Source organism: uncultured Eudoraea sp., from assembly GCF_947258925.1.
Classification (GTDB): domain Bacteria; phylum Bacteroidota; class Bacteroidia; order Flavobacteriales; family Flavobacteriaceae; genus Eudoraea.
In genome coordinates this window covers 66,612-89,674 of record NZ_CAMYKG010000007.1, presented here as the reverse complement: position 1 = coordinate 89,674, position 23,063 = coordinate 66,612, and the positions used below count along the sequence as shown (strand labels likewise).

Genomic DNA, 23,063 nt, shown 5'->3' with positions numbered 1-23,063 from the left:
TAAGAAGCTTTATTGTATATGAAAAAAATTATAGCAATCCTGTTGTTTTCCGTAAGTTCTCATTTGTTTTGCCAGCAAATCCTTCCTGAAGAACAACGGGCCCGGGTAGTTGACGAAATTTTAAAAGAGCGGTTTGATGTCCTGTTACCGGAGCTAATGGACAAATCTAATATAGATATGTGGATCCTTATTTCCCGGGAATATAATGAAGATCCTGTATTAAGGACTATGTTACCCTCAACATGGTTGAATGCAAGAAGGAGGACCATTCTTCTGTTTTACAGGGATAAAAGTAAAAATACAATTGAAAAACTGGCAGTGGCCCGTTATGATGTAGGTAAAAATATCTCATCCTCCTGGGACAAGGAAAAAGAACCTGATCAATGGAAACGACTGGTGCAATTGATTGAGGAGCGCAATCCAAAAAAGATTGGATTAAATTTTTCTAAGGATCATAATATTGCCGATGGCCTTGACAAGACTGATTATGATGAATTTTTACAAAATCTTCCAAAGAAATATGCCAAAAGAATTGTTTCAGCAGAACAACTAGCCGTTAGATGGATAGAGACAAGAACTAAACGGGAGATGATCATATACGATCAATTGGTATCCATAACACATGATATTATTGAAGAGGCATTTTCCGAAGAAGTGATAACCCCCGGTATAACGACAACATCCGAAGTGGAGTGGTGGATGAGACAAAAAGTAACTGATATGGGTCTGGAGACCTGGTTTCATCCAACCGTGGATGTACAGCGTAAAAATGAAGAATTGGTAGGGCATCTTTATTCTTTTTCCGGAAGACCGGACCAAATGGTGATTTTACCGGGAGATTTATTGCACTGTGATTTTGGAATCACCTATTTAAGATTAAACACCGATTGTCAGGAACTTGCCTACGTGTTGAAACCAGAGGAGCAGGAAGCACCTTTGTTTTTGAGGGAAGGTTTAAAAGATGGCAACAGGGTGCAGGATTATCTTACTAAAAATATGATTGCCGGCCGCACAGGGAATGAAATATTGAAAATTGCACTAACCCAGGCCAGGGAAGCCGGACTTAGACCGGCTATTTATACACATCCATTGGGATCTTATGGTCATTCTGCCGGAACAACTATTGGGATGTGGGATTCACAGAATGGTGTTATGAAAGATGATGGTGAGAATTATCCTCTCAACCCGAATACGGTCTACGCCATTGAATTGAATACCACAATTACTATTCCTGAATGGAACAGGGATATTCGAATAATGCTTGAGGAAGCAGGCTTCTATGGCCCTGAAGGGTTCAGATATGTAAATGGCCGTCAGACAGAACTATTACTTATACCAAGGGCCACTGAACATTTAGGTAACTAAACCTGCAATACCCCCATATTAAATGCCTTTTCAATAGGGGCATGGTTTGCTGCTTCAATTCCCATGGAAATCCAATTACGCGTTTCTAACGGGTCTATGATTGCATCAGTCCATAAGTGAGCGGCAGCATAATAAGGTGAGATCTGATTATCATAACGCTTCTTTATCTTACTAAAGAGTTCGGCTTCTTTCTCTGAAGATATTTCCTCACCTTTCTTTTTTAAAGAGGCCTTTTCAATTTGAAGTAAAACTTTAGCTGCAGAATTACCACTCATTACAGCAAGTTCGGCACTGGGCCATGCCACAATGAGTCTTGGATCGTATGCTTTTCCACACATGGCATAATTTCCGGCTCCATAGCTATTCCCTATTATTACTGTAAATTTAGGAACAACAGAGTTGCTAACCGCATTTACCATTTTGGCTCCGTCTTTAATAATGCCACCGTGTTCACTTTTACTGCCTACCATAAACCCCGTTACATCCTGCAGGAAAACAAGAGGTACTTTCTTTTGATTGCAATTAGCAATAAATCTTGTAGCCTTATCGGCTGAATCTGAATAAATAACACCGCCGAATCGCATTTCTCCTTTCTTCGTCTTTACCACTTTTCGCTGGTTGGCAACAATGCCCACAGACCAACCGTCAATGCGAGCGTAACCAGTTAGAATTGTTTTACCAAAACCCTCTTTATACTGTTGAAATTCAGAATTATCCACAAGGCGATGGATAATTTCCAGCATATCGTATTGCTCTGTCCTGGACCCGGGTAATATACCATAGATATCTTCTTCCTTGCTTTTGGGCTTAATAGGTTTTTTCCTATTAAAACCTGCAATTTTTGGATCACCTATCTTATCAATCAAGTTTTTAATGGTATCCAGTGCATCTTTATCATCTTTGGCCTTATAATCTGTAACTCCGCTAATTTCACTATGGGTCTCAGCCCCTCCAAGTGTTTCATTGTCAATGTCTTCTCCGATGGCCGCCTTTACTAAATAACTGCCGGCCAAGAAGATACTGCCCGTCTTATTGACTATTAAGGCTTCATCACTCATAATAGGTAAATATGCACCACCTGCAACACAACTTCCCATAATAGCTGAAATTTGCACAATACCCATGCTGCTCATTATGGCATTATTCCTGAAAATCCGGCCAAAATGTTCTTTATCCGGGAAAATTTTATCTTGCATAGGTAGATAAACGCCTGCACTATCTACCAAATAAATTATAGGCAGCTTGTTCTCTATAGAAATTTCCTGAGCTCTTAGGTTTTTCTTAGCCGTAATCGGGAACCAGGCTCCCGCTTTTACTGTCGCATCATTTGCGACAACAATACATTGCCTGCCTTTTATGAAACCTATTTTCACTACAACTCCGCCAGAAGGGCATCCGCCATGTTCTTTGTACATATCATCTCCTGCAAAAGCACCAATTTCTATGGACTTACTACTGTTATCCAACAAATAATCTATTCGCTCTCTTGCAGACATTTTACCTAAGGCATGTTGCTTATCCAGTCGAACTTTACCTCCGCCCAATTTTACCTTGGTTAGCCTTTTCTTTAGCTCTGATGCCAGTAATTTATTTCGATCTTCGTTCTTATTGAAGTTGATATCCATAGTTTAAATAGCGTTTCTTTGATTGGGTTAAAGATAAGGAGTAATATTGATTAACTTTAGCGAAATTCAACAGGACATTATGAAAGAAAAAATTCGGTGGGGAATAGTCGGACTGGGTAATATTGCCCAAAAATTTGTCCATGATTTAAATCTGGTTCCTGATGGTGAACTGGTAGCGGTTGCCTCAAGAGATATTAGAAAAGCGGAACGTTTTCGTGAATTGAATAATGCCAAATTGGCCTTTGGCAGCTATGATGAGTTATTTAATAGTGACGATGTAGATGTAGTTTACATAGCCACGCCCCATACTTCCCATGCTGAATTGAGCATAAGGGCCATGAATTCCGGGTGCAATGTACTTTGTGAAAAACCAATGGGGGTCAATAGTGCTGAAGTAGAAGGGATGATCGCAGCAGCTCGGGAAAATGATGTTTTTTTGATGGAGGCCTTATGGAGCAGGTTTAATCCTGCCATCCGGAAAGTAAAAGAATTGATTGATGATGGCTTAATAGGAGAGATATCCTATCTAAATGCAGATTTTGCTTTTTATGCACTGGATAGAAATCCGGAAGGTCGGCTTCTTAATCCTTTACTTGCCGGAGGTTCACTTCTGGATATAGGGATTTATCCAATTTTCCTGGCATATCTCGTATTAGGTTATCCCGAAAAGATTCTGGCTTCTTCCAAAAAGCATAGAACAGGAGTTGATATTCAAACCTCTTTAATTTTCGAATATTCAAATGCTCAGGCAATTTTGTATAGCGGACTCAACTCGAATTCAGAAATGAAAGCAGAGATTTCCGGAACAATGGGCAACATTTATTTACCTCCCAGATGGCATGAAGCACAAGGGTATTCCATTGAAAAGAATAATGAAATCGAAAATATAGAATTATCCACCAGAGGAAAGGGTTATGAATATGAAATAGAAGAAGTTCATAAATGTTTAAATAAGGGTCAGAAGGAAAGTAGCTTATGGTCTTTAAAGCATACGACTGATTTAATTCGCATCATGGACGAGATTAGAAAACAAACAGAGGTTGTCTTTCCTTTTGAACAATAATCTTTAGTAATTACTTTGAAATAATCTTCTAAAATTTCCGATATTTGAAGACCAAACTAAACAAACTATCATGGGAATGAACAAGAATACAGTCCTTGCATGGGCTACTTTTATAATGATTTTTGTAGGCTTCGGGCTAATTGCCCTGGGCGCATTTCGCTACGACGATGTAGCCGGGTGGGGATTTGCTTCTGTAGGTATTGGTTTCTTTGCTATTGCCTGGGTTTTTAACGCATTAAAAGGGAGGGTTTGAACCCCTCTTAGTTATCTCTAAAGTTCTTTAGTTATCAACGGGTTTAATGACTTGTTGGTTTATTATTAGTATTCAAAAAACATATTAAGTTTATGTCTGACGATAAGAAGGTAATTTTCTCTATGTCCGGGGTTACCAAAACCTACAAAAACGCAAATACTCCTGTCCTTAAAAATATTTATTTGAGCTTTTTTTATGGAGCCAAAATAGGCATACTTGGACTTAATGGTTCAGGTAAGTCCACACTGTTGAGAATAATTGCAGGGGCAGACAAAAATTATCAGGGTGATGTGGTGTTTTCACCTGGTTATAAAGTGGGTTACCTTGAGCAGGAACCCATACTTGATGAAAATAAAACCGTACTGGAAATAGTTAAGGAGGGCGTTTCGGAAACGGTGGCTATCCTTGATGAATACAACAAAATTAATGATATGTTTGGGCTGCCTGAAGTCTATGAGGATGCAGATAAAATGCAGAAATTAATGGACAAACAAGCTGTTCTGCAGGATAAAATAGATGCTTCGAATGCCTGGGAGTTAGATACCAAACTCGAAATAGCTATGGATGCTTTGCGAACTCCCGAAGCCGACAAGAAAATAGCTGTGCTCTCAGGAGGAGAACGCAGAAGGGTGGCTTTGTGCAGATTACTTTTGCAGGAACCCGATATTTTGTTGCTGGATGAGCCTACAAACCATTTAGATGCTGAATCTGTTCATTGGTTGGAACACCATCTTGCCCAATATAAAGGAACGGTTATAGCGGTTACTCACGACCGTTATTTTCTGGATAACGTGGCAGGGTGGATACTTGAGCTGGATAGGGGAGAGGGGATTCCATGGAAAGGGAATTACAGCAGTTGGCTGGATCAGAAAGCGAAAAGACTGGCACTTGAGAGCAAACAGGCCTCTAAAAGACAAAAAACACTGGAAAGGGAGCTAGACTGGGTACGACAGGGTGCAAAAGGGCGCCAGGCCAAGCAAAAAGCCAGACTTAAGAATTATGACAAATTGTTAAGTCAGGATCAAAAACAGCTTGATGAAAAGTTGGAAATCTATATCCCAAATGGTCCCCGACTTGGGACAAATGTCATTGAAGCCAAGGATGTTAGCAAGGCCTTTGGAGACAAATTATTATATGAAAATTTAAATTTTAAATTGCCACAAGCAGGCATAGTTGGGGTAATAGGACCGAATGGGGCTGGTAAGACAACTATTTTTAAAATGATTATGGGTGAGATTGAACCGGACAAAGGTGAATTTATTGTTGGCGACACGGCCAAAATAGCCTATGTAGATCAAAGTCATTCCAATATTCAAAAAGATAAATCTATCTGGGAAAACTTTAGCGATAGCCAGGAATTGGTAATGATGGGGGGAAGGCAGGTCAATTCCAGGGCATATTTAAGTCGATTTAATTTTTCGGGGAGTGAACAAAATAAAAAGGTAAACATGCTTTCCGGAGGAGAACGGAACAGGTTGCATCTGGCCATGACCTTAAAGGAGGAAGGAAACGTTTTGTTGCTGGATGAGCCAACTAATGACTTGGATGTTAATACACTACGGGCATTGGAGGAGGGATTGGAAAATTTTGCAGGATGCGCCGTTGTAATTTCGCATGACCGCTGGTTTCTCGATAGAATTTGCACTCATATTCTGGCCTTTGAAGGTGATTCCCAGGTGTATTTTTTTGATGGTTCCTTCACAGAATATGAAGAAAACAAAAAGAAACGATTAGGTGCGGATATTATGCCTAAAAGAATAAAATATAAAAAGTTAATCCGTTAGATTTTCGGAATTCTATTAAAAATCATCATTGGGATACCAGTCTAGCTGTATCACCTTAATTTCCGGATTTCCCTTGTTTACCAAGTCTTTAAATTTATGGACATCGCTAACATCCGGCCTCCCGCGGTAATGATAAGGGTAAACTTCTTTTGGTTTAAATTCAATTACTGCATTTGCAGCGCTTTCTTCAGTCATTGTATAAGGAAGATTCATACATACAAAGGCCTTGTCAATATTTTTTAATGCCCGCATTTCAGGGATATCTTCCGTGTCACCCGAAAAATATATGCGTTGACTTCCCATATTTAAGACATAACCATTCCCCCTCCCTTTTACATGAAATGATTTAGCTTCTTCCCTTAAATTGTACATAGGGATGGCTTCAACGGTAATGCCGAATCGTTCTTTTGAATCCCCATTATTTAAAACATCTATTTGAGGTGTAAACTTGGAAGGGATTTCGTCTGCAACAGCTTTAGGAACCATAATCTTGGCATTGGAGGTATTTAAGCCCTCAAGGGTTTCCACACTTAAATGATCGCCATGCAGATCTGTGATCAGAATTAAATCTGGTTGCTTTTGGTTTTTAAATGCGCCGGCACCCCCAACGGGGTCAATGTAGACGGTAATGTCATTCCACTCCAGAATTGCTGTTGCGTGAGCAACAGGAATTATTTCAATTTCGGATTGAGGTACAGTCAGCGCTACTGGGTCACTATGTTGCGCTTTTGGATTCAGATTAGATGCTGATTTTGACTTTTCTTTACATCCTATTAGAAACAAAATACAAATTGTTATGATTGGAATTCTTAAATTCTTCATGACATGACAGTTAAGGTTATTCTATGTGGAATAAAGATATTCAATAATTTACTAAAATAAATCAAGTTGCATTTTTATATTGCTTCTTGCATAGGGTGTATCTTTTTCCATAACCACTTCTCTAAACCCAAATTTTTTATAGATATAAATAGCAGGCTTCAGGATAGTATTTGAATATAAAAGTAAGTGTTTCCAATTTTGGCTTTTAGCAAAAGCAATTCCATGTGCCAAAAGCTTTTGTCCAATTTTTTTTCCCTGGCAAGTCTCATCAACAGCCATTTTACCAAGTTCGTATACGGAATCCTGCAGCTTTATCATCGAATAGCATCCTACAATTTTTAAGTCCATCTCCGCAAAGAAAATATAACCCCCTTTGTCGATTATGCTGCTTTTGCAATTTTCAAGTAGTTCAGCATCTTTGGGTTCAACATAAAAGTACTTTTCCAGCCAGGATAGATTCAGATCTCTGAAGTATATTGATAACTCAGGTTTAAAAGGAATAATTTTCAGGGACATGAACAGGGTTCTGTTTTATCATTATTAAAGTTAAGCTTATGCCCAAATAACCCAAAGTAATTGAATTATTTTTTCTAAATAAAAATCTAAAAGCAGATCTATACCGTATATAGACTGATACAAACAAATACTGTTAAAAGTAAAAAAGCTTAATTAATATTTACATCATGACTGAAACAAAAAGTAACAACGGATTAAAAGTAATAGCTGGTCTACTGGCTGTAGTTCTTTTAGGGACTATTATTTACACTGTTAGTCTTTACCAGGATAAGAAAAAGACCACTACAGCACTTACTCAGGAAAAAGATCTTGTAGTTGAAGATTTGAATAGCTTAAAGTCTGAATACGACAAAGCGATCCTGGAAAGTAATGCTACGAATGAAGAATTAGTAAGTGCAAGGGATAGAATTGCCAAGTACATTGATTCTGTTAAGACTATGAAGGCTGATATTGCTTCTTTATCCAGATACAGAAGGCAGGTAAATGTTCTTAAGCAGGAAAGAGAGCAATTGTTGCGTCAGGTAGATTCTTTGACCAAGTCAAATACATTAATTGCCATGGAAAGGGATAGTACTTTTGTTGAGTTAGAAAAACAAACTGTTTTCAACGATTCATTGGTAGTGCAAAATACGCAGCTTGCCGATGCCGTTGAAAGAGGTTCTGCCTTAAATTTATCTTCATTTACTGTTGATGCAGTAAAAGAGCGAAACAATGGTAAACTGGTATCTACATCAAGGGCTAAAAGCACAGACAAATTTAAAATTTGTTTTACCGTTGCCGATAACGTGATTGCTGAAGCAGGAGATAGACAATTTCTTGTTGAGGTTTTAGATCCTCAGGGTAATGTTTTAGGAGGAGGAAACACAAAATCTAGCGAAGATGGCGCCTCTGTATCTTATAGCAAAGAAACTGACTTCTATTATGAAAATAATGATTTGGATGTATGTGATTTCATAAACAAGCCTTCCGGTGACTTCCAAAAAGGAAATTACATGGTAAACGTTTACGATGACAAACTTAAATTATTAGGAACTTCTAAGTTCACTTTAAAGTAATAAACACTATCCATTACCAAAAAAGGGTCAATCTTCGGATTGACCCTTTTTTATTGGATTAAAAATAAACCCATATAATTTAGCTGCAGGGAGCTTAAATTATTTTAAACCTCCTACCATCTCTTCCGGCTTAACCCATTCATCATATTCTTCGGCCGAAACATAGCCCAGATTAACGGCTTCTTCTTTTAAAGTGGTTCCGTTCTTATGCGCTGTATTCGCTATTTCTGCAGCTTTGTAGTACCCAATTTTTGTATTTAGGGCGGTTACCAGCATCAGTGAATTATTCAATAATTCCTTTATCACCTCATGATTTGGTTCAATGCCCACAGCGCAATTAACGTCAAAACTAACTGCTGCATCACCCAAAAGTTGGGCAGATTGTAATACGTTGGCGGCCATTACAGGCTTAAATACATTTAACTCATAATGCCCCTGTGTACCTCCTATAGTTACTGCCACATCATTACCCATTACTTGTGCGCAAACCATGGTAAGGGCTTCGCATTGGGTTGGGTTGACCTTACCTGGCATTATGGAGCTTCCGGGTTCATTAGAAGGAATTATGATTTCCCCTATACCTGATCTAGGTCCGGAAGCCATCATTCTAATATCATTTGCAATTTTATTTAGTGAAACAGCCAGTTGTTTTAAAGCACCGTGACTTTCAACCAATGCATCATGGGAGGCAAGGGCTTCAAACTTGTTAGGGGCCGTTATAAAATCGAAGCCGGTAAATTCCGAGATATATTTTGCTACTAAAACATCATAGCCTTTAGGGGTATTTAAACCTGTGCCCACCGCAGTACCACCTAATGCCAGCTCAGATAAATGACTCAAAGTATTCTTAAGAGCCTTTATCCCATGGTCTATTTGAGAAACATAACCAGAAAACTCCTGTCCCAGTGTTAAAGGCGTTGCATCCATTAAATGTGTTCGTCCAATTTTAACTACATCATTAAATGCGGTCGCTTTTTCATTGAGTGTGTCTCGCAATTGATTTAAACCGGGAATAGTAACCTCAAGTATCTTCTTATAAATGGCAATATGCATTCCTGTTGGAAACGTATCATTGGAGGATTGCGATTTATTTACGTCATCATTTGGTTGTATTGTTTTCTCTCCTTCGCCAATTACTTTTCCTGCCAATTCATGTGCTCTATTAGCGATAACTTCATTGACATTCATATTGCTCTGGGTACCGGAACCAGTTTGCCAGATAACCAGAGGAAATTGGTCATCATGTTCTCCGGCGAGTATTTCATCACAAACCCGGGCAATCAGATCCCTTTTTTCCGTGGACAATACTCCCAATTCACAATTGGCATAGGCGGCCGCCTTTTTCAAATATGCGAATCCTATGATCACATCCAAAGGCATGGAAGCCGGAGGGCCAATTTTAAAATTATTCCTGGATCTTTCGGTTTGTGCACCCCAATATTTATCGGAGGGGACCTTTACCTCTCCCATGGTGTCTTTTTCAATTCGGAAGCTCATAATAGTGTTTTTTAGTATCTACAAAGATAAGATACGAAGCCTTATTTAGATCGTTATAAACCTCATTTTCTATACTATTAAATATTTTTTTGCCTTTGATTTGTTGAAATTGTTATTTTCAAACTATCTTTGTTTTCCAAAGAATAAGAGTATGTTCGAATTTGATCAATATTTGGGATTTTTAGCTTTTTTAACCATTGTTACCATAGGTTTTTGGCTAATGATGTTTTTGTTGTTATTTGTTGTTCCCTATTGGCTGGGAGGGAATCTTTTAGAAATTTGGAAAGAAAAGCGTGAGGCCAAAAGAGCAAAGCTTGAAGAATAAGCAAAGAAGCCCCGGGCTTCTTTTTTATTTCAGGCAATTTGTTTAGGATCCTTCAAATTCAAAATCATCACCGTTGCCATTCCCTCTTCTATTATTTCTCTGGTTTTTCTTTTGATTAAAGCGATATAAAAAAGACAAGGTGATTTGTCTTTCTCTCCATTGAAATTCACTATAAGTGAAAACATTATCTGTCCGGGTTTCACTTCTTCTTTTCCTGCTATTAAAAAGATCACTTACGTTTAGCGATACTGTGGCCTTATCTTTAATAACATCCTTACTGAAAGCCAAATTGGTACTTAATATTCCTTTACGCCGGCTTTGAGCATTCTCAGTAGGACCTCTGTAAAACAAATTAGCCTGAAAATCTATTTTTCCGGGAAGTGGAATTTTTGCACTAAACCTGGTAAACCATGCCAGGTTATCAGCATCAAAATTTTGTACTATTTCCTCATCCTGAGAATTTGTATAGGTGTAGTCTCCCCTCAGTTTTTGCTCAAAAATGTTAAAATTTAAAGTAAAACGCCAATTTCTTTTGGGAACATAAATACTGGTAAATTCCATTCCATAGCGGGTGTCAGTTGCCAGGTTAATGGGGGTTCTGACTTGTATTGGTACCAAAACCGGGTTATCGGGATCATCAGGGTTTTCAATTTCCACAAAATCTCCGGTTTCCAGGGTAATAAATTGAAAAACCCCGGTAGAATAATTGTAATATGCAGAAGCGGTAAGGGTGAATTTCTCCCAGCGTTTCAGATATTCCAAATCAAATACATTGGAATATGTAGGATTGAGATCAGGATTTCCCTGAAATAAATTTGTATTACTGGATCTCGAAGGGAAGGGATTAATAAATCTGGAACGGGGTCTTCGAAGTCTCCTGCTGAAACTAATATTTATCTTATCCAATTCCGAAAAATCATAACCTAAAAATATAGAAGGGAACCAATCTACATACGTCTTGTTATTGATTTCGTTGGTAGTAACCAATTCAATTCCTATATCGGATGCTTCCATCCTTAGTCCTCCGAGGATATTGAACTTATTAAATTTCCTGCCTAATTGGATATATGCGGCATTAACATTTTCTGTATAAATAAGACGGTTGCTAAAATTAGGATCACTAATTAAATTTCCATCTTCCAATATTCCAAATTTAAAATCCGTATCAAAAGTATTAAATGTCCCCCTGTAGCCCAGTTCAAATTGGGATTGTTTGTCCTTACCGAATGGCAGGACATATTCCATTTGAACTAATTGGTTAATTTGTGATTCATCATTGATAGTTTGTTCTGTTGGAAGTTCCTCGTTCTCACCCAGAACAATTTCATTAATTATGGCATTTTCAATTTCTGAACCCGTCGAATATTGATAGTCTATAGCCAACTCATGGCCCTTATCATTGAATTTTTTAGAAAAATTAAACGAATATTGTATGTCACTTTCATCCTCACTTTCTGTGGTAAAACGGTTTCGCTGTACCGTTGGATCATTATTAGCGTCAGAATTAAAGAAATCAATATTTATTAAGTCTTCTCCATCAGAAGTCCGGTAAACAAAGGAATTAGTGATACTCGTTGTTGGATTGATAAATAATTCAAAACCAAAATTGTTATTAAACCCATCACTTTGCCGTTGGTAATCACGGATTTCATTTTGAAAACTGGCGGTTGTTCCATCGGGATTAAAGTTTTCCTGCTCGAACAGCGCATTCCCCGGTGCATTTCTGTATCTATAGGTGGTATTGAGAAAAAAGTTAAAGCTTTTCCTTCGGAGGTTCAGGCTGAGGGCACCACCAAAATTATCGGGGTAACCCGCAAACAGGTTTACAGAGCCGTTAAAACCAGAGTTTTTACCTTGTTTTAAAACGATATTTAGAATACCCCCGGTTCCTTCTGCATCATAGCGAGCCGAAGGGTTTGTGATTACTTCTACTTTTTCAATGGTTTCCGCCGGCAGTTGCTGAAGGGTTTCAGGATTTATACCTGAAAGGGCTGAGGGTTTTCCATTGATCAGGATTCGGACACTTTCATTCCCTCTAAGACTTATATTTCCTTCCACATCTACGGTCACCGATGGAATATTATCTAAAACATCTGTCACCGATCCTCCTCTCACCGTAAGATCCTGGCCCACATTGTAGATTTTCTTATCAAGCCGAAGTTCTATTGTAGTCCGTTCTCCAATTACTTCTACCTCTTCAAGTTGTTCCGCATCTATTTGCAATACAATCTTCCCTAAATCCGTTGATACCCGATAATTCTGATTCTTTAGTTCGTAAGTCTTAAATGAAATGAACTCTACTCTAACATTGTATTGTCCGGGAAACGTTTCCACCCTAAACTGGCCTTCAGCGTCTGTAAGTCCTCCGGTAACGCGTTCCGGATTTCTTACGGACTGAAGTACTAAGGTTGCATATTCCAGAGGTTCACCGGTTTCAGCATCAATAACCTTTCCTGTTATTTCTATAAGATCTGGTTTTTGGGCATGCAAAGATAAATGGCTCAACAAACAAATTAGGGCTAAAGGTATGCCTATCCACCTTGCAAGTTTATTTTGTTCAATTTTCCTTTTCATAATTTATAAATTCCGATAAAATCAACAAACCCATTTAAAAAGATTTGAATGTTTTATTTCAAAGTTGTACTTAATAGGAAGTATTAAGAAATAATCTCCTTTAAACGACATAAGGATTACCCCGAACGACAGGCTTGGGCAATAATGACGTAAGGTTCTTATCGGAAAGGCTAAAGTTTTTGGCCCCAAATCATGGGAATACTTCTGGCAGTGTGGTTTAAATCAAAAAATCCCGGGTGCTAAACAGATACAAAAAAGGTGAAGTAAGGGTTTTGGTAGTTATTTTCAGAAATGCTAACGAAGCGGATGTAATAGTCACTTTATAACCATTAAAGTCATTGACTTTCATCCTTCTCTTTCTTCTCCTTCTTCTTCTTCTTCTCTTTTTTCTTTTTCTTTTTCATTTTAGCGTAACCTTGTCGTTGAAGTTCCGCCAGTTGATTGAATTTTTCTTCAGGAAGACCGGCTTTTAATTCCGCTGCTTGATTTTCCCGAATTTTGTCCATCGCTTCCCTATTTTTATCTGCAGGTAACTTTAATATTTGAAGTTCGATGGATTGTTGTACATATTTGGTGAGAATAGAGGAAACCACGGCCTGTTCAAAGGAATTTAATTCTAAGGCTTCTATGATTTTAGGCATTTCTCTGTCAATAATTTCATCGGCTGTCAGATTCTCTGGTTTACGCTGAGGTTCTTCAATTCGGGGAATGCCACTACCTCGTCTGTTATTCCGATTGTTATAACCATTGTTATAGCCGTATTGGGCATTTACTTCAACTAAGCCCAATGCCAATAACACAAAAAACGGGATGATATATTTGATGATACTTTTCATTTCTTTCACGACTTTGTAAAATTAGAAGAAGGTTTGTATTTATGCGGTTAAATATATGTTAATAGATCACCTCCTTTTAACTCTATGAATTTTCATTTAAAATTACAACAAAGTCTAAACATTCTTTAAATATCTTATCTCTAGTTCTCCAGGAGTTCAATTATATTCTCAGCTGGTCTGCCAATAACGGCTTTATTTCCTTTTATTACGATGGGGCGTTCAATTAATTTGGGATATTTTATCATTGCCTCGATTATCTGATCATCTGTAAGCGCTTTATTTTTGAATTTTTCTTTCCAGATAGCTTCATTTTTGCGCACCAGTTGTAATGGACTAAAAGATAAGCTACTTAAAACTATGGCTAGCTCCTTTTTTGAAGGAGTGTTTTCCAAATATTTAATGATTTTGTAATCTTGTCCCGAAGATTCTACTATGGCCAGGCCTTCCCTGGATTTCCGGCATCTGGGATTGTGATAAATTTCTATCATTACAGGTTCTTTTATTACTTAATTATTTTGTTAGTTTACTATCTATGCTTCCTTTTGCCCCATAGTCATTAGATAGGCCTTCAAAAACTCATCAATATTTCCATCCATTACTGCATCCACATTTCCGGTTTCTCTTCCTGTTCTAACATCTTTGACAAGTTTGTAAGGATGCATTACATAGTTCCTGATTTGCGAACCCCATTCTATCTTCATCTTCGAAGATTCAATCTCACTCCTGGCTTCCTGCTTCTTTCGGAGTTCAATTTCGTATAATTGTGATTTAAGCATTTTTAACGCAGTGGCCCTGTTATCATGCTGTGACCTGGAGTCTGAACATGAAATTTGAATTCCTGTGGGCTTGTGCACTAACTGGACTTTGGTTTCCACCTTGTTCACGTTTTGTCCGCCCGCACCGCTTGACCGGGATGTGGTAATTTCCACATCTGACGGATTTATCTCTATTTCAATACTATCGTCTGCCAGGGGGTAAACATATACAGAAGCAAAAGAGGTATGTCTTTTGGCATTGCTATCGAATGGAGAGATGCGAACAAGCCGGTGTACCCCATTTTCCCCTTTTAGCCAACCAAAAGCGAATTCTCCATCAATTTCCAGGGTAACTGTTTTAATACCAGCAACATCTCCAGGCTGATAATTCAGTTCTTTTACCTTATACCCATTTTTATCACTCCACATCATGTACATGCGCATTAGCATAGCCGCCCAGTCGCAGCTTTCCGTACCGCCGGCTCCCGCAGTAATTTGTAAAATTGCGGTCATATTATCCCCTTCATCAGAAAGCATGTTTCTGAATTCAAGGTCTTCTATGGCTTCTAAGGAAGTATGGTATTGAATAGTCACCTCTTCATCAGACACTTCGCCTTCCTTTGCAAATTCTAAAAGGATTTCAAGGTCATTGATTAAATCCTCTGCCTTATTGAAATCTGTCACCCACTTTTTTTTGGATTGTACTAGTTTCATCTGTGCCTGAGCACTTTGAGGGTCGTCCCAAAAATCCGGTGCAAGTGTTTTTTCTTCTTCGTTTTCTATTTCTATGAGTTTGGCATCTATGTCAAAGATACCTCCTCAACGCACCAAGGCGTTCTATAAGATCTTTATGTTGATCTGTTGTTACCATTTTATTTGAATTTTCGATCAAAAATAATGATCTTTTATTTGGTTTTTGGTTGATTTTTAAATCATTTACTGTTGTTGTTGTGCCACGACCTGTACAGAATGTTTGGTTTTATTTTTTCCACTTGCATAAACTACCCCTCTCAAGGGAGAACAATCCTTGTAATCTTTTCCATGCGAAACTTTAATATGATTGTCACTCGCAATTAGATTATTTGTCGGATCAAACCCTAACCACCCTATGCCGGGGATATAAGCTTCGGTCCAGGCATGCATTTGCGAATCTCCAAAATAACCATTTCCCTGATGGAGATAACCCGAAACATACCGTGCCGGAATCCCATTTTGCTTCGCTATTGCACAGAACAAATGGGCAAAATCCTGACAAACCCCATGTCTGTTGCTGATAATTTCATGCAAAGTAGTATCTACATCGGTAACATTTGTTGTGTAATAAACATGATTAAAAACCCATTGATTGAGTTCTTGAAGGTTTTCAAATATAGATTTGAATTCATCAAACATAAATATTTTTTCATATTTGACCGGTATGCTGGTAAAATTAGTTGTCCTGAGAAATGGCTCAAAGTCTACTTTAAATTCCAACTCGCGAATTCTTCTATAAGCTTGCTCCCTGTTGAGTTCATCCGCAAAATCAAAAGGATTAACCTTCTTTTTTACTAAACTGAATTTGGCTTCAAAAGAAATATCCTTAAATTTTTCCCTTGGTTGCACACGAATAGTTTTAAAACCATAACCGTTAACAGAATGTTCATTTATGGCATGAACCGAGTTTTTAAAATTTAAATTGATATGAGTTTGTGTGTCATTTTCTTCAGGAATGATCAGGAATTGCCAATGTGCGTCAGTAATCCATGTATCATAATGGTTTTCAGCTCTATAGACAATGGAATATTCTAATGACATAAGTATTATAAAGTTGCACTAAAGTAGTTGATAGAAAATGATTTTAGTAGTTAAAATACTCCTTTTCCATTTTTGTGCTGATTTGTGCTAAACTGTTGAGTATATCTTCTATAAAACTCTGAATATTGCCTTCTATTTCTTCAATGTGTTTATATTCATACTCCGATCTTACTTTACCAACCAGGAAGGCAGTAGCATTTTTATTGTAATGTTTGCTAGAGTCCAAATCCCTTATATGCTTATAAACCTGGTTCAGGCTATTCATAATAGATCTTGGGCAGTTTGGGTTTAAAATTAAGAATTCCAAGGTTGAGATACTATTAGGAGGTTTTTTATATAAACGCCTCATCATATCATATGATTCGGCACACTTTAATAAGGTAGTCCACTCAAAACTATTGCTAAACGTATCTCCATAGCTGCCTTGTGCTTCCAGAGCATCCCGATATTTGGCATTAATCATTCGTATTATTTGGGTAGCTCTTTCAATATTTACTCCCATCATTATTATTGCGTAAGCCTCATTGTGTAATAATGTGCCGCGAATTTTACCGCGTAAAATTGCCGTCATTTCGGTAACATTTGTTGTAAAGTCATGAAGACCATTTTTTACTAGAACAGCGGGATCATAGTTTAATATAAAATGGTAAAATTTATTTATGGACTCATATAGTCCGGTAGAGATAAGATCCCGGGCACTATTGGCATTTTCACGTGCATTTTTTACGTTGTTAATAATTGAATATGCTGATTCGGGATTCAGGCCAATATTAAAAAGAACTTCTTCTTCATTAATATCTAAAGTTTGGTCTAGTTGTGGCTCTCCAACCATAAATAGCATTGATCGCAGTACAAATTGCCTGGATTGAGACAAATCGTTAGGTGCATCAAGGGAGGAAAAATAATTAACGCTTAAATATCTGGCAATATGTTCAGAGCGTTCAATGTATCTACCCATCCAGAAAAGATTATCCGCTACTCTTGCAAGCATAATTTATTTATTTTTTTAGCACCCAGGTGTCCTTAGAACCACCTCCCTGCGATGAATTAACTATTAGATTTCCTTTTTTTAACGCTACCCTGGTGAGTCCTCCTTTTAGTACAAACTCTTTATCTTTACCCAGTACTGTAAATACTCTAAGATCTACGTGTCGTTGTTCAAAAGATTCTTTTTTTGCAATATAGGTAGGGTGCACAGAGAGAGACATAATGGGCTGCGCTACATATCTTCTCGGATCTGACTTAACCTGTTTTTTCACTTCTTCAATTTCTTCTTTGGTCAATCTATTGCCTATTGAGATTCCGTATCCACCAGCCTCATCTACGGGTTTGATAACCAGTTGATGAATGTTGTCCAAAACGTATTTTAATTCATCCGGCCGGTTGCAGTGATAGGTCTGAACATTGTTCAGGATAGGCTCTTCATCCAAATAGTACCTTATAATTTCGGGCATATACGTATAAACTGCCTTGTCATCTGCGACTCCCGTCCCGGGAGCATTGGCTATTGTTACATTACCTTTTTTGTATGCAGCGAATAAGCCGGGAACACCTAATGAAGAATCGGGTCTAAATTCTAAGGGATCAATAAATAAATCATCAATACGGCGGTAAATAATATCCACCTTTTGCGGACCTCTGATAGTTTTCATATAAACAAAATCATTCTCTACAAAAAGGTCACGCCCCTCAACTAACTCAACACCCATTGTTTTTGCCAGATATGAATGCTCATAGTATGCCGAATTATACATTCCGGGAGTTATAACAACACAAACCGGTAAATCAACTCCATGTGGTTTAGTTGTTTCAAGTAGTTCCAACAAGTTTTCGGCATAATCGGTGACCGTATGGGTCTGATAATGGTTAAAAACCCCAAATAGGGCCCTTTTAAGAGCTGTTCGGTTACAAATGACGTAACTTACCCCTGAGGGACAGCGAATATTATCTTCTAACACATAATAATTACCATCATTGTGTTTAATAATATCGATGCCGGAGATATGATTATATATATCTCCCGGAGGATCTACCCCCATCATTTGGTGTAAGTAATTCCCTGAGGAACTTATAAGTTCCATTGGTACCAGGCCTTGCTTGATTATTTTTTTTTCATGATAAATGTCCCAAAGAAAAAGATTAAGTGCTTTACTGCGCTGAATTGCACCACGCTCTATAAAGTCCCATTCTTTCGGATCAATTATTCTGGGAAATAAATCAAATGGGAATATTTTTTCCTGAGACTTTTTCTTGCCATAAACCTGAAATGTTATTCCCTGGTTAAAGAAAGAAGACCTGGCCTTGACATTAAGACTGGCGTAATCTTCTATAGAATGCTCCCCATATAAATCAAAAAGCTTTTTGTACACCTCTTTTACATTTCCATCATTATCATAAATTTCATCATATAATGATGGATTTCTTAGGTAAGATGAAAAGATCTGATTCTTGATTTTTGTCATACAAATTACTTTGTTTCAATATAGTGGATTTTAATCAGCTTATGAATAGATATTTCAAAATAATCCTGCTTGTTTTTTAGCTATACATTAAAATATCCAGCGGATTAATGCGGATTTATTTATTTTCACTAAGTACCAAGATTAATACAGATATTAGCGGAATTTATCTAAATTTAGCGCTTAATTCGCAACAATGAGAAACATATTATCCTTTATACTAGTACTTATTTTTTGTCAATTTTCCATTGCTCAATTCACTGAAAAGAGCAAAGCGTTTCAAAAATATGAAGGTTTTTATGACTTCTATTATGACACTACCAGTGATAAGATTTATCTTGAAATTGATGAACTTCAAAAGCCTTTTCTGTACGTGTATTCCCTAAGTAGCGGAATTGGAAGTAATGATATAGGTTTAGATAGAGGACAACTTGGAAATGAGCAGGTTGTATATTTTAAAAAAGCGGGGAATAAACTACTTCTTATTCAACCCAATTTAAAATACAGGGCACTTACAGACAATGATTTAGAAAAAAAATCTGTAGAGCAAGCTTTTGCCAAATCTGTACTTTTTGGTTTTAAAATAGTGGAAGAATCAACAGGTAAATATATTATTGATATCAGTGATTTTTTAGTTCAGGATGTTCATGGGGTTACAAAACGCCTGAAGCAAAAACAGCAGGGAACTTACAAACTTGATAAGACTAAAAGCGCCATGGCACTTGAAAGGACAAAAGCGTTTCCAAAAAATATAGAGTTTGATGTTACATTGACTTTTAAGGGAGAATCCAAGGGCGAATATATCAGGTCTGTAAGCCCAAATCCGGATCTGATAACAGTTGCCCAGCATCATTCGTTTATTGAATTACCCGACTCAGATTATAAACAAAGAATTTTTGATCCAAGAAGTGGCTCTTATCCATTTTCGTATTATGATTATGCAACCCCTATCCAGGAACCCATTCTCAAACGCTTTATAACCCGGCATAGGTTATCAAAAAAGGATCCTGAAGCAGAAATTAGTGAGGCTGAAGAGCCCATAATTTATTATTTGGACAATGGCACCCCAGAACCTGTGCGTTCTGCCTTGCTCGAAGGGGGTCGATGGTGATGCTGATCCTTTGGATGTAAGGTATAACGTAATTCAATGGGTGCATCGTTCCACAAGAGGTTGGAGTTATGGCAGCAGTATTACTGATCCAAGAACAGGAGAGATCATTAAAGGGCATGTAAGTTTGGGTAGCCTGCGGATACGCCAGGATTTTTTAATCGCTCAGGCGCTATCAAACAGTCCATTTAAAGATAATGATGATAATTATGATGAGCTGCTAGAACTTGCTTTGGCCCGCATACGGCAACTCTCTGCACATGAAATTGGACACACACTTGGGTTTACCCATAATTTTGCCGCAAGTACCAATTCAAGAGCTTCAGTAATGGATTATCCGCATCCTCAGTTAAAAATTGTAAATGGCGAGATAGATTTTTCAGAAGCTTATGACACAGGAATTGGAGAATGGGATAAAACCACGGTTGCCTATTCCTATGCGGAATTTGAAAAAGGAACAGACGAAAAGCAGGCTTTAAATAAGATATTGTCAGAAGCCTCCGGCAAAGGATTGCGCTTTATGTCCGATAAGGATGCAAGGCCTTTGGGTGGGGCACATGCCTTAGCACATTTGTGGGATAACGGCAAAAGTGCCAGTGAGGAACTGGAAAATGTATTAAAGATCAGAGCAATTGCCATAGAGAATTTTTCCATTGAAAATATTCGGAAAAATGAACCAAATACTATTTTAGAAGATGTTTTTGCTCCACTGTATTTCTTTCACCGATACCAGACTGAAGCAGTTTCGAAAATGATTGGCGGTCTCGACTACAACTATGCTTTAAAAGGCGATGGGCAGAAAACTGTTGAAACCCTTGAAAGAGACAAACAGGTTAAGGCACTACAGATATTGTTAAAAACATTAGATGCAAATGTAATTGCTATCCCTGAGGCAAAATTATCATTATTTCCCCCCAGAGCCCTGGGATATCCCAGAACCAGGGAATCTTTTAAAGGCAGGGCAGGTATTTCCTTCGATGTTCTCTCTGCTCCTGAAACAGCTTCGGACATGACTTTGGGGTTATTGCTACACCCTGAGAGGGCCTCCAGATTAATACAACAAAAAAGTTTAGATACGCGGCAGATTGGACTGCAATATGTGTTAAATGAATTGGTTGAAAATACAATAGAAAAAGACCTGAAAGACCCATATTTGCATGAAGTTCAAAAATCTGTTAACTATCGTGTGCTCTACCATATCATGAATCTCGCTGCCCATAAAGAAGTACATCCTCAGGTAAATGCAATTGCCAATAATCAGCTCAGGTCAATTAAATTATACTTAAAAAATACTGATGATTTAGATGCCAGAGAGATGATCAGAAGGGTTGATTACTTTTATAAAGAATTTAAGGAATTTAAGGTTATAAAATCACCTAAAATCCCCGATGGTTCCCCTATTGGTATGGATTGTATGAATTAGACAGATACACTAAAAATTTTATGAAAATCAATTTAATAAGTGATACGGTTACTAAACCGTCCCCGGGAATGCTTGAGGCCATGAGGTCTGCAGATGTAGGCGATGATGTTTTTAAGGCAGATCCTTCGGTTAACAAGCTTGAAGCAAAGGTAGCTGCGTTATTTAATAAGGAGGCCGCGCTGTATTTCCCTAGTGGTACAATGACGAACCAAACTGCGATAAAGCTTCACACCAAACCAGGAGATCAATTAATCTGTGATAAATATGCCCATGTATATAATTATGAGGGTGGGGGAGTTAGTTTTAATAGCGGGGTTTCCTGTAAATTAATAGACGGCCATAGAGGTATGATGACTTCAGATCAGGTGGAGGAAGGGATAAACCCACCTGATTTTTACCATAGCCCCTTAACTTCACTGGTTTGTGTCGAAAACACGACAAATAAAGGGGGAGGAGCATGTTGGGATTTTTCGGAACTAGAACGAATTAAGAATGTCTGTGAAAAGCATGGTTTGGCTTACCATTTAGACGGGGCAAGGATATGGAATGCCCTGGTGGAAAAAGGGGAGTCAGCAAAGCAGTATGGAGAATTATTTGATACTATTAGTGTTTGTCTTAGCAAAGGATTGGGATGTCCGGTAGGTTCAGTATTGGTTGGGTCCGAAGAAAGTATTGAAAGGGCTTTGCGAATCAGGAAAATATTAGGCGGCGGTATGCGCCAGTCCGGATATTTAGCTGCTGCAGGTATATATGCACTGGATAATCATATTGAACGACTTTCGGAAGATCACAAGAAAGCTGGTGAAATTGGCTTACTGCTCGAAAGTTTACCCTTTATTAAAAAAGTGGAACCGCTGGAGACCAATATTATAATTTTTGAAATAGATGAGAACTATCTTAGCGCAGAAGATTTTATTGCAAAACTAGAGGACAAGGAAATCTATATTATTGGTATGGGGCAAGGAAAATTACGAATGGTAACCCATATGGATTATACAGATGACATGCATGAAATTTTACAAAAAACCCTAAGAACTTTGTAGCTAGTCAAGTTTTTTCAGGTGGGCTAGTCTATTTTTTAAATTCTTAATACCATTTTCCATACCTGCCTCAGAACTGTAAAGTTGGCTCTTTCCTATGAGTTTTCCCTTTTTATCCTTGAGATCAAAAAGAAAATTCCCGTTATGATCTGTTCTCCGTTCAAACGCATATTGAGGTTTATCAGGAAACCTTAGGCTGTCTACAACATTTTTTATCTCTTCTTCACTGGAAAACCCTATACTATTGAGTAAGGCATTGCCGTGGGGGGTATTCAATGAGAAATTATAGGTGTTATTGTCTTGCTTGTTTATCTTAATCATTCAGGGAGTATTTACCTAAAAGTATTAAAAATTGCTGAAAAATCATAGGGTATTAACTTTTGCAAAAGCCAATTTGACTAATTGTTTGTGCTCCTAAATAAATAGTATGTTATTTAAGGAAGGAATCCATACCCGGAATATCAGGCATACCTTCCTTAGCTACCGCTGCCAGCTCTGTTTCATTGATCTCAGTAGCTTTTTCTATAGCCTTGTTTATGGTAAGAACAAGATAGTCCTCCAACTGCTCTTTGTCCTTTAGGAGATCATCACTGATCTGAATAGTTTTCAAATTTCTGTTGGCCGTTATAGTGACTGAAAGAAGGTTATCTGAAGATTTTTCTTCAAGCATAACAGAATTTAATCTCTCTTTTGTGGCTTTGACCTTTTCCCGGGTTTCTTTTAGTTTACCCATCATACCCATTAAGTCTCCAAACATATATTTCTCTTT

20 protein-coding genes and 1 pseudogene are annotated in these 23,063 nt (G+C 37.8%); 8 read left to right on the top strand and 13 right to left on the bottom strand.

Going from position 1 to position 23,063, the window contains the following annotated elements; all coding sequences use genetic code 11:
- The first annotated feature begins 18 nt into the window (after positions 1-18).
- The gene (locus Q0X77_RS03950; RefSeq protein WP_297793364.1) at positions 19-1,365 is read left to right on the top strand and encodes a M24 family metallopeptidase; all 1,347 of its coding nucleotides are present in this window, start codon (positions 19-21) and stop codon (positions 1,363-1,365) included.
- Here Q0X77_RS03950 and Q0X77_RS03945 read toward each other — a convergent pair.
- Positions 1,362-2,990, bottom strand: coding sequence for a carboxyl transferase domain-containing protein (locus Q0X77_RS03945; protein ID WP_297793361.1), 1,629 nt, complete (start codon positions 2,988-2,990; stop codon positions 1,362-1,364). The genes Q0X77_RS03950 and Q0X77_RS03945 overlap by 4 nt on opposite strands.
- A gap of 79 nt (positions 2,991-3,069) precedes the next feature.
- Between Q0X77_RS03945 and Q0X77_RS03940 the strand changes: the two genes are divergently transcribed.
- The 3 genes from Q0X77_RS03940 to ettA all read left to right on the top strand — a co-directional run bounded on the left by Q0X77_RS03940 (position 3,070) and on the right by ettA (position 6,090).
- Positions 3,070-4,053, top strand: coding sequence for a Gfo/Idh/MocA family oxidoreductase (locus tag Q0X77_RS03940; RefSeq protein ID WP_297793359.1), 984 nt, complete (start codon positions 3,070-3,072; stop codon positions 4,051-4,053).
- A gap of 70 nt (positions 4,054-4,123) precedes the next feature.
- On the top strand, positions 4,124-4,306 hold the full coding sequence (locus Q0X77_RS03935; protein WP_297702568.1) for a CAL67264 family membrane protein: 183 nt from the start codon (positions 4,124-4,126) through the stop codon (positions 4,304-4,306).
- A 92-nt stretch (positions 4,307-4,398) separates the two neighbouring features.
- Positions 4,399-6,090, top strand: a complete 1,692-nt coding sequence (gene ettA, locus Q0X77_RS03930; protein ID WP_297793356.1) for an energy-dependent translational throttle protein EttA — start codon at positions 4,399-4,401, stop codon at positions 6,088-6,090.
- Between the two features lie 15 nt (positions 6,091-6,105).
- On the opposite strand, the gene Q0X77_RS03925 is transcribed toward ettA, so the two are convergent.
- Together Q0X77_RS03925 and Q0X77_RS03920 are read right to left on the bottom strand one after the other, a co-directional pair.
- Complete coding sequence (locus Q0X77_RS03925; RefSeq protein ID WP_297793354.1) at positions 6,106-6,912, bottom strand: MBL fold metallo-hydrolase; 807 nt, start codon at positions 6,910-6,912, stop codon at positions 6,106-6,108.
- A gap of 51 nt (positions 6,913-6,963) precedes the next feature.
- Positions 6,964-7,428: a GNAT family N-acetyltransferase gene (locus Q0X77_RS03920; RefSeq protein ID WP_297793352.1), complete on the bottom strand. Its 465-nt coding sequence runs from the start codon at positions 7,426-7,428 to the stop codon at positions 6,964-6,966.
- 167 nt (positions 7,429-7,595) lie between these two features.
- On the opposite strand from Q0X77_RS03920, the gene Q0X77_RS03915 reads away from it, so the two are divergent.
- On the top strand, positions 7,596-8,483 hold the full coding sequence (locus tag Q0X77_RS03915; RefSeq protein ID WP_297793349.1) for a hypothetical protein: 888 nt from the start codon (positions 7,596-7,598) through the stop codon (positions 8,481-8,483).
- 99 nt (positions 8,484-8,582) lie between these two features.
- Here the strand turns inward: Q0X77_RS03915 and fumC are convergent, their stop codons facing one another.
- Positions 8,583-9,980: a class II fumarate hydratase gene (gene fumC, locus Q0X77_RS03910; RefSeq protein ID WP_297793347.1), complete on the bottom strand. Its 1,398-nt coding sequence runs from the start codon at positions 9,978-9,980 to the stop codon at positions 8,583-8,585.
- Between the two features lie 151 nt (positions 9,981-10,131).
- On the opposite strand from fumC, the gene Q0X77_RS03905 reads away from it, so the two are divergent.
- A complete protein-coding gene (locus Q0X77_RS03905; protein ID WP_297793344.1) occupies positions 10,132-10,305 on the top strand; it encodes a hypothetical protein in 174 nt (57 codons plus the stop codon).
- Positions 10,306-10,347: 42 nt separating this feature from the next.
- Here the strand turns inward: Q0X77_RS03905 and Q0X77_RS03900 are convergent, their stop codons facing one another.
- The 7 genes from Q0X77_RS03900 to Q0X77_RS03870 all read right to left on the bottom strand — a co-directional run bounded on the left by Q0X77_RS03900 (position 10,348) and on the right by Q0X77_RS03870 (position 18,726).
- Positions 10,348-12,879: a TonB-dependent receptor gene (locus Q0X77_RS03900; RefSeq protein ID WP_297793341.1), complete on the bottom strand. Its 2,532-nt coding sequence runs from the start codon at positions 12,877-12,879 to the stop codon at positions 10,348-10,350.
- A 335-nt stretch (positions 12,880-13,214) separates the two neighbouring features.
- Positions 13,215-13,715: a hypothetical protein gene (locus Q0X77_RS03895; protein WP_297793338.1), complete on the bottom strand. Its 501-nt coding sequence runs from the start codon at positions 13,713-13,715 to the stop codon at positions 13,215-13,217.
- 140 nt (positions 13,716-13,855) lie between these two features.
- Positions 13,856-14,203: an arsenate reductase (glutaredoxin) gene (gene arsC / locus Q0X77_RS03890; protein WP_297793335.1), complete on the bottom strand. Its 348-nt coding sequence runs from the start codon at positions 14,201-14,203 to the stop codon at positions 13,856-13,858.
- 42 nt (positions 14,204-14,245) lie between these two features.
- Positions 14,246-15,341, bottom strand: a protein-coding gene (gene prfB, locus Q0X77_RS03885) for a peptide chain release factor 2 (protein WP_297793332.1) whose coding sequence is annotated in 2 segments (ribosomal slippage) — positions 14,246-15,277 and positions 15,279-15,341 — 1,095 coding nt in all. Because the reading frame shifts where the segments join, the coding sequence is not laid out codon by codon here.
- 65 nt (positions 15,342-15,406) lie between these two features.
- Complete coding sequence (locus tag Q0X77_RS03880; protein WP_297793329.1) at positions 15,407-16,264, bottom strand: transglutaminase family protein; 858 nt, start codon at positions 16,262-16,264, stop codon at positions 15,407-15,409.
- 43 nt (positions 16,265-16,307) lie between these two features.
- Positions 16,308-17,255, bottom strand: a complete 948-nt coding sequence (locus Q0X77_RS03875) for an alpha-E domain-containing protein (RefSeq protein WP_297793325.1) — start codon at positions 17,253-17,255, stop codon at positions 16,308-16,310.
- Positions 17,256-17,262: 7 nt separating this feature from the next.
- Positions 17,263-18,726, bottom strand: a complete 1,464-nt coding sequence (locus Q0X77_RS03870; protein ID WP_297793322.1) for a circularly permuted type 2 ATP-grasp protein — start codon at positions 18,724-18,726, stop codon at positions 17,263-17,265.
- Positions 18,727-18,919: 193 nt separating this feature from the next.
- Here Q0X77_RS03870 and Q0X77_RS03865 point away from each other — a divergent pair.
- Positions 18,920-21,254 (top strand): annotated as a pseudogene (locus Q0X77_RS03865) (zinc-dependent metalloprotease).
- A gap of 20 nt (positions 21,255-21,274) precedes the next feature.
- Positions 21,275-22,297 (top strand): GntG family PLP-dependent aldolase, encoded by a 1,023-nt coding sequence (locus tag Q0X77_RS03860; protein ID WP_297793319.1) that lies wholly within the window; start codon positions 21,275-21,277, stop codon positions 22,295-22,297.
- Here the strand turns inward: Q0X77_RS03860 and Q0X77_RS03855 are convergent, their stop codons facing one another.
- Together Q0X77_RS03855 and Q0X77_RS03850 are read right to left on the bottom strand one after the other, a co-directional pair.
- Complete coding sequence (locus Q0X77_RS03855) at positions 22,298-22,615, bottom strand: YegP family protein (RefSeq protein ID WP_297793316.1); 318 nt, start codon at positions 22,613-22,615, stop codon at positions 22,298-22,300.
- Positions 22,616-22,724: 109 nt separating this feature from the next.
- Positions 22,725-23,051 carry a YbaB/EbfC family nucleoid-associated protein gene (locus tag Q0X77_RS03850; RefSeq protein WP_297793313.1) on the bottom strand — a complete coding sequence of 109 codons (327 nt, stop codon included), beginning with the start codon at positions 23,049-23,051 and terminating at the stop codon, positions 22,725-22,727.
- Between the last annotated feature and the right edge of the window lie 12 nt (positions 23,052-23,063).

Excerpts from the sequence above, each read along its gene's own strand:
- Q0X77_RS03860 (WP_297793319.1), top strand. The coding sequence starts at position 21,275 with ATGAAAATCAATTTAATAAGTGATACGGTTACTAAACCGTCCCCGGGA.
- Q0X77_RS03895 (WP_297793338.1), bottom strand. The coding sequence starts at position 13,715 with ATGAAAAGTATCATCAAATATATCATCCCGTTTTTTGTGTTATTGGCA.
- Q0X77_RS03870 (WP_297793322.1), bottom strand. The coding sequence starts at position 18,726 with ATGACAAAAATCAAGAATCAGATCTTTTCATCTTACCTAAGAAATCCA.
- Q0X77_RS03950 (WP_297793364.1), top strand. The coding sequence starts at position 19 with ATGAAAAAAATTATAGCAATCCTGTTGTTTTCCGTAAGTTCTCATTTG.
- arsC (WP_297793335.1), bottom strand. The coding sequence starts at position 14,203 with ATGATAGAAATTTATCACAATCCCAGATGCCGGAAATCCAGGGAAGGC.
- Q0X77_RS03925 (WP_297793354.1), bottom strand. The coding sequence starts at position 6,912 with ATGAAGAATTTAAGAATTCCAATCATAACAATTTGTATTTTGTTTCTA.
- Q0X77_RS03880 (WP_297793329.1), bottom strand. The coding sequence starts at position 16,264 with ATGTCATTAGAATATTCCATTGTCTATAGAGCTGAAAACCATTATGAT.
- Q0X77_RS03945 (WP_297793361.1), bottom strand. The coding sequence starts at position 2,990 with ATGGATATCAACTTCAATAAGAACGAAGATCGAAATAAATTACTGGCA.
- Q0X77_RS03940 (WP_297793359.1), top strand. The coding sequence starts at position 3,070 with ATGAAAGAAAAAATTCGGTGGGGAATAGTCGGACTGGGTAATATTGCC.
- Q0X77_RS03905 (WP_297793344.1), top strand. The coding sequence starts at position 10,132 with ATGTTCGAATTTGATCAATATTTGGGATTTTTAGCTTTTTTAACCATT.
- Q0X77_RS03900 (WP_297793341.1), bottom strand. The coding sequence starts at position 12,879 with ATGAAAAGGAAAATTGAACAAAATAAACTTGCAAGGTGGATAGGCATA.
- ettA (WP_297793356.1), top strand. The coding sequence starts at position 4,399 with ATGTCTGACGATAAGAAGGTAATTTTCTCTATGTCCGGGGTTACCAAA.
- Q0X77_RS03855 (WP_297793316.1), bottom strand. The coding sequence starts at position 22,615 with ATGATTAAGATAAACAAGCAAGACAATAACACCTATAATTTCTCATTG.
- Q0X77_RS03915 (WP_297793349.1), top strand. The coding sequence starts at position 7,596 with ATGACTGAAACAAAAAGTAACAACGGATTAAAAGTAATAGCTGGTCTA.
- Q0X77_RS03935 (WP_297702568.1), top strand. The coding sequence starts at position 4,124 with ATGGGAATGAACAAGAATACAGTCCTTGCATGGGCTACTTTTATAATG.
- Q0X77_RS03920 (WP_297793352.1), bottom strand. The coding sequence starts at position 7,428 with ATGTCCCTGAAAATTATTCCTTTTAAACCTGAGTTATCAATATACTTC.
- Q0X77_RS03875 (WP_297793325.1), bottom strand. The coding sequence starts at position 17,255 with ATGCTTGCAAGAGTAGCGGATAATCTTTTCTGGATGGGTAGATACATT.
- fumC (WP_297793347.1), bottom strand. The coding sequence starts at position 9,980 with ATGAGCTTCCGAATTGAAAAAGACACCATGGGAGAGGTAAAGGTCCCC.
- Q0X77_RS03850 (WP_297793313.1), bottom strand. The coding sequence starts at position 23,051 with ATGTTTGGAGACTTAATGGGTATGATGGGTAAACTAAAAGAAACCCGG.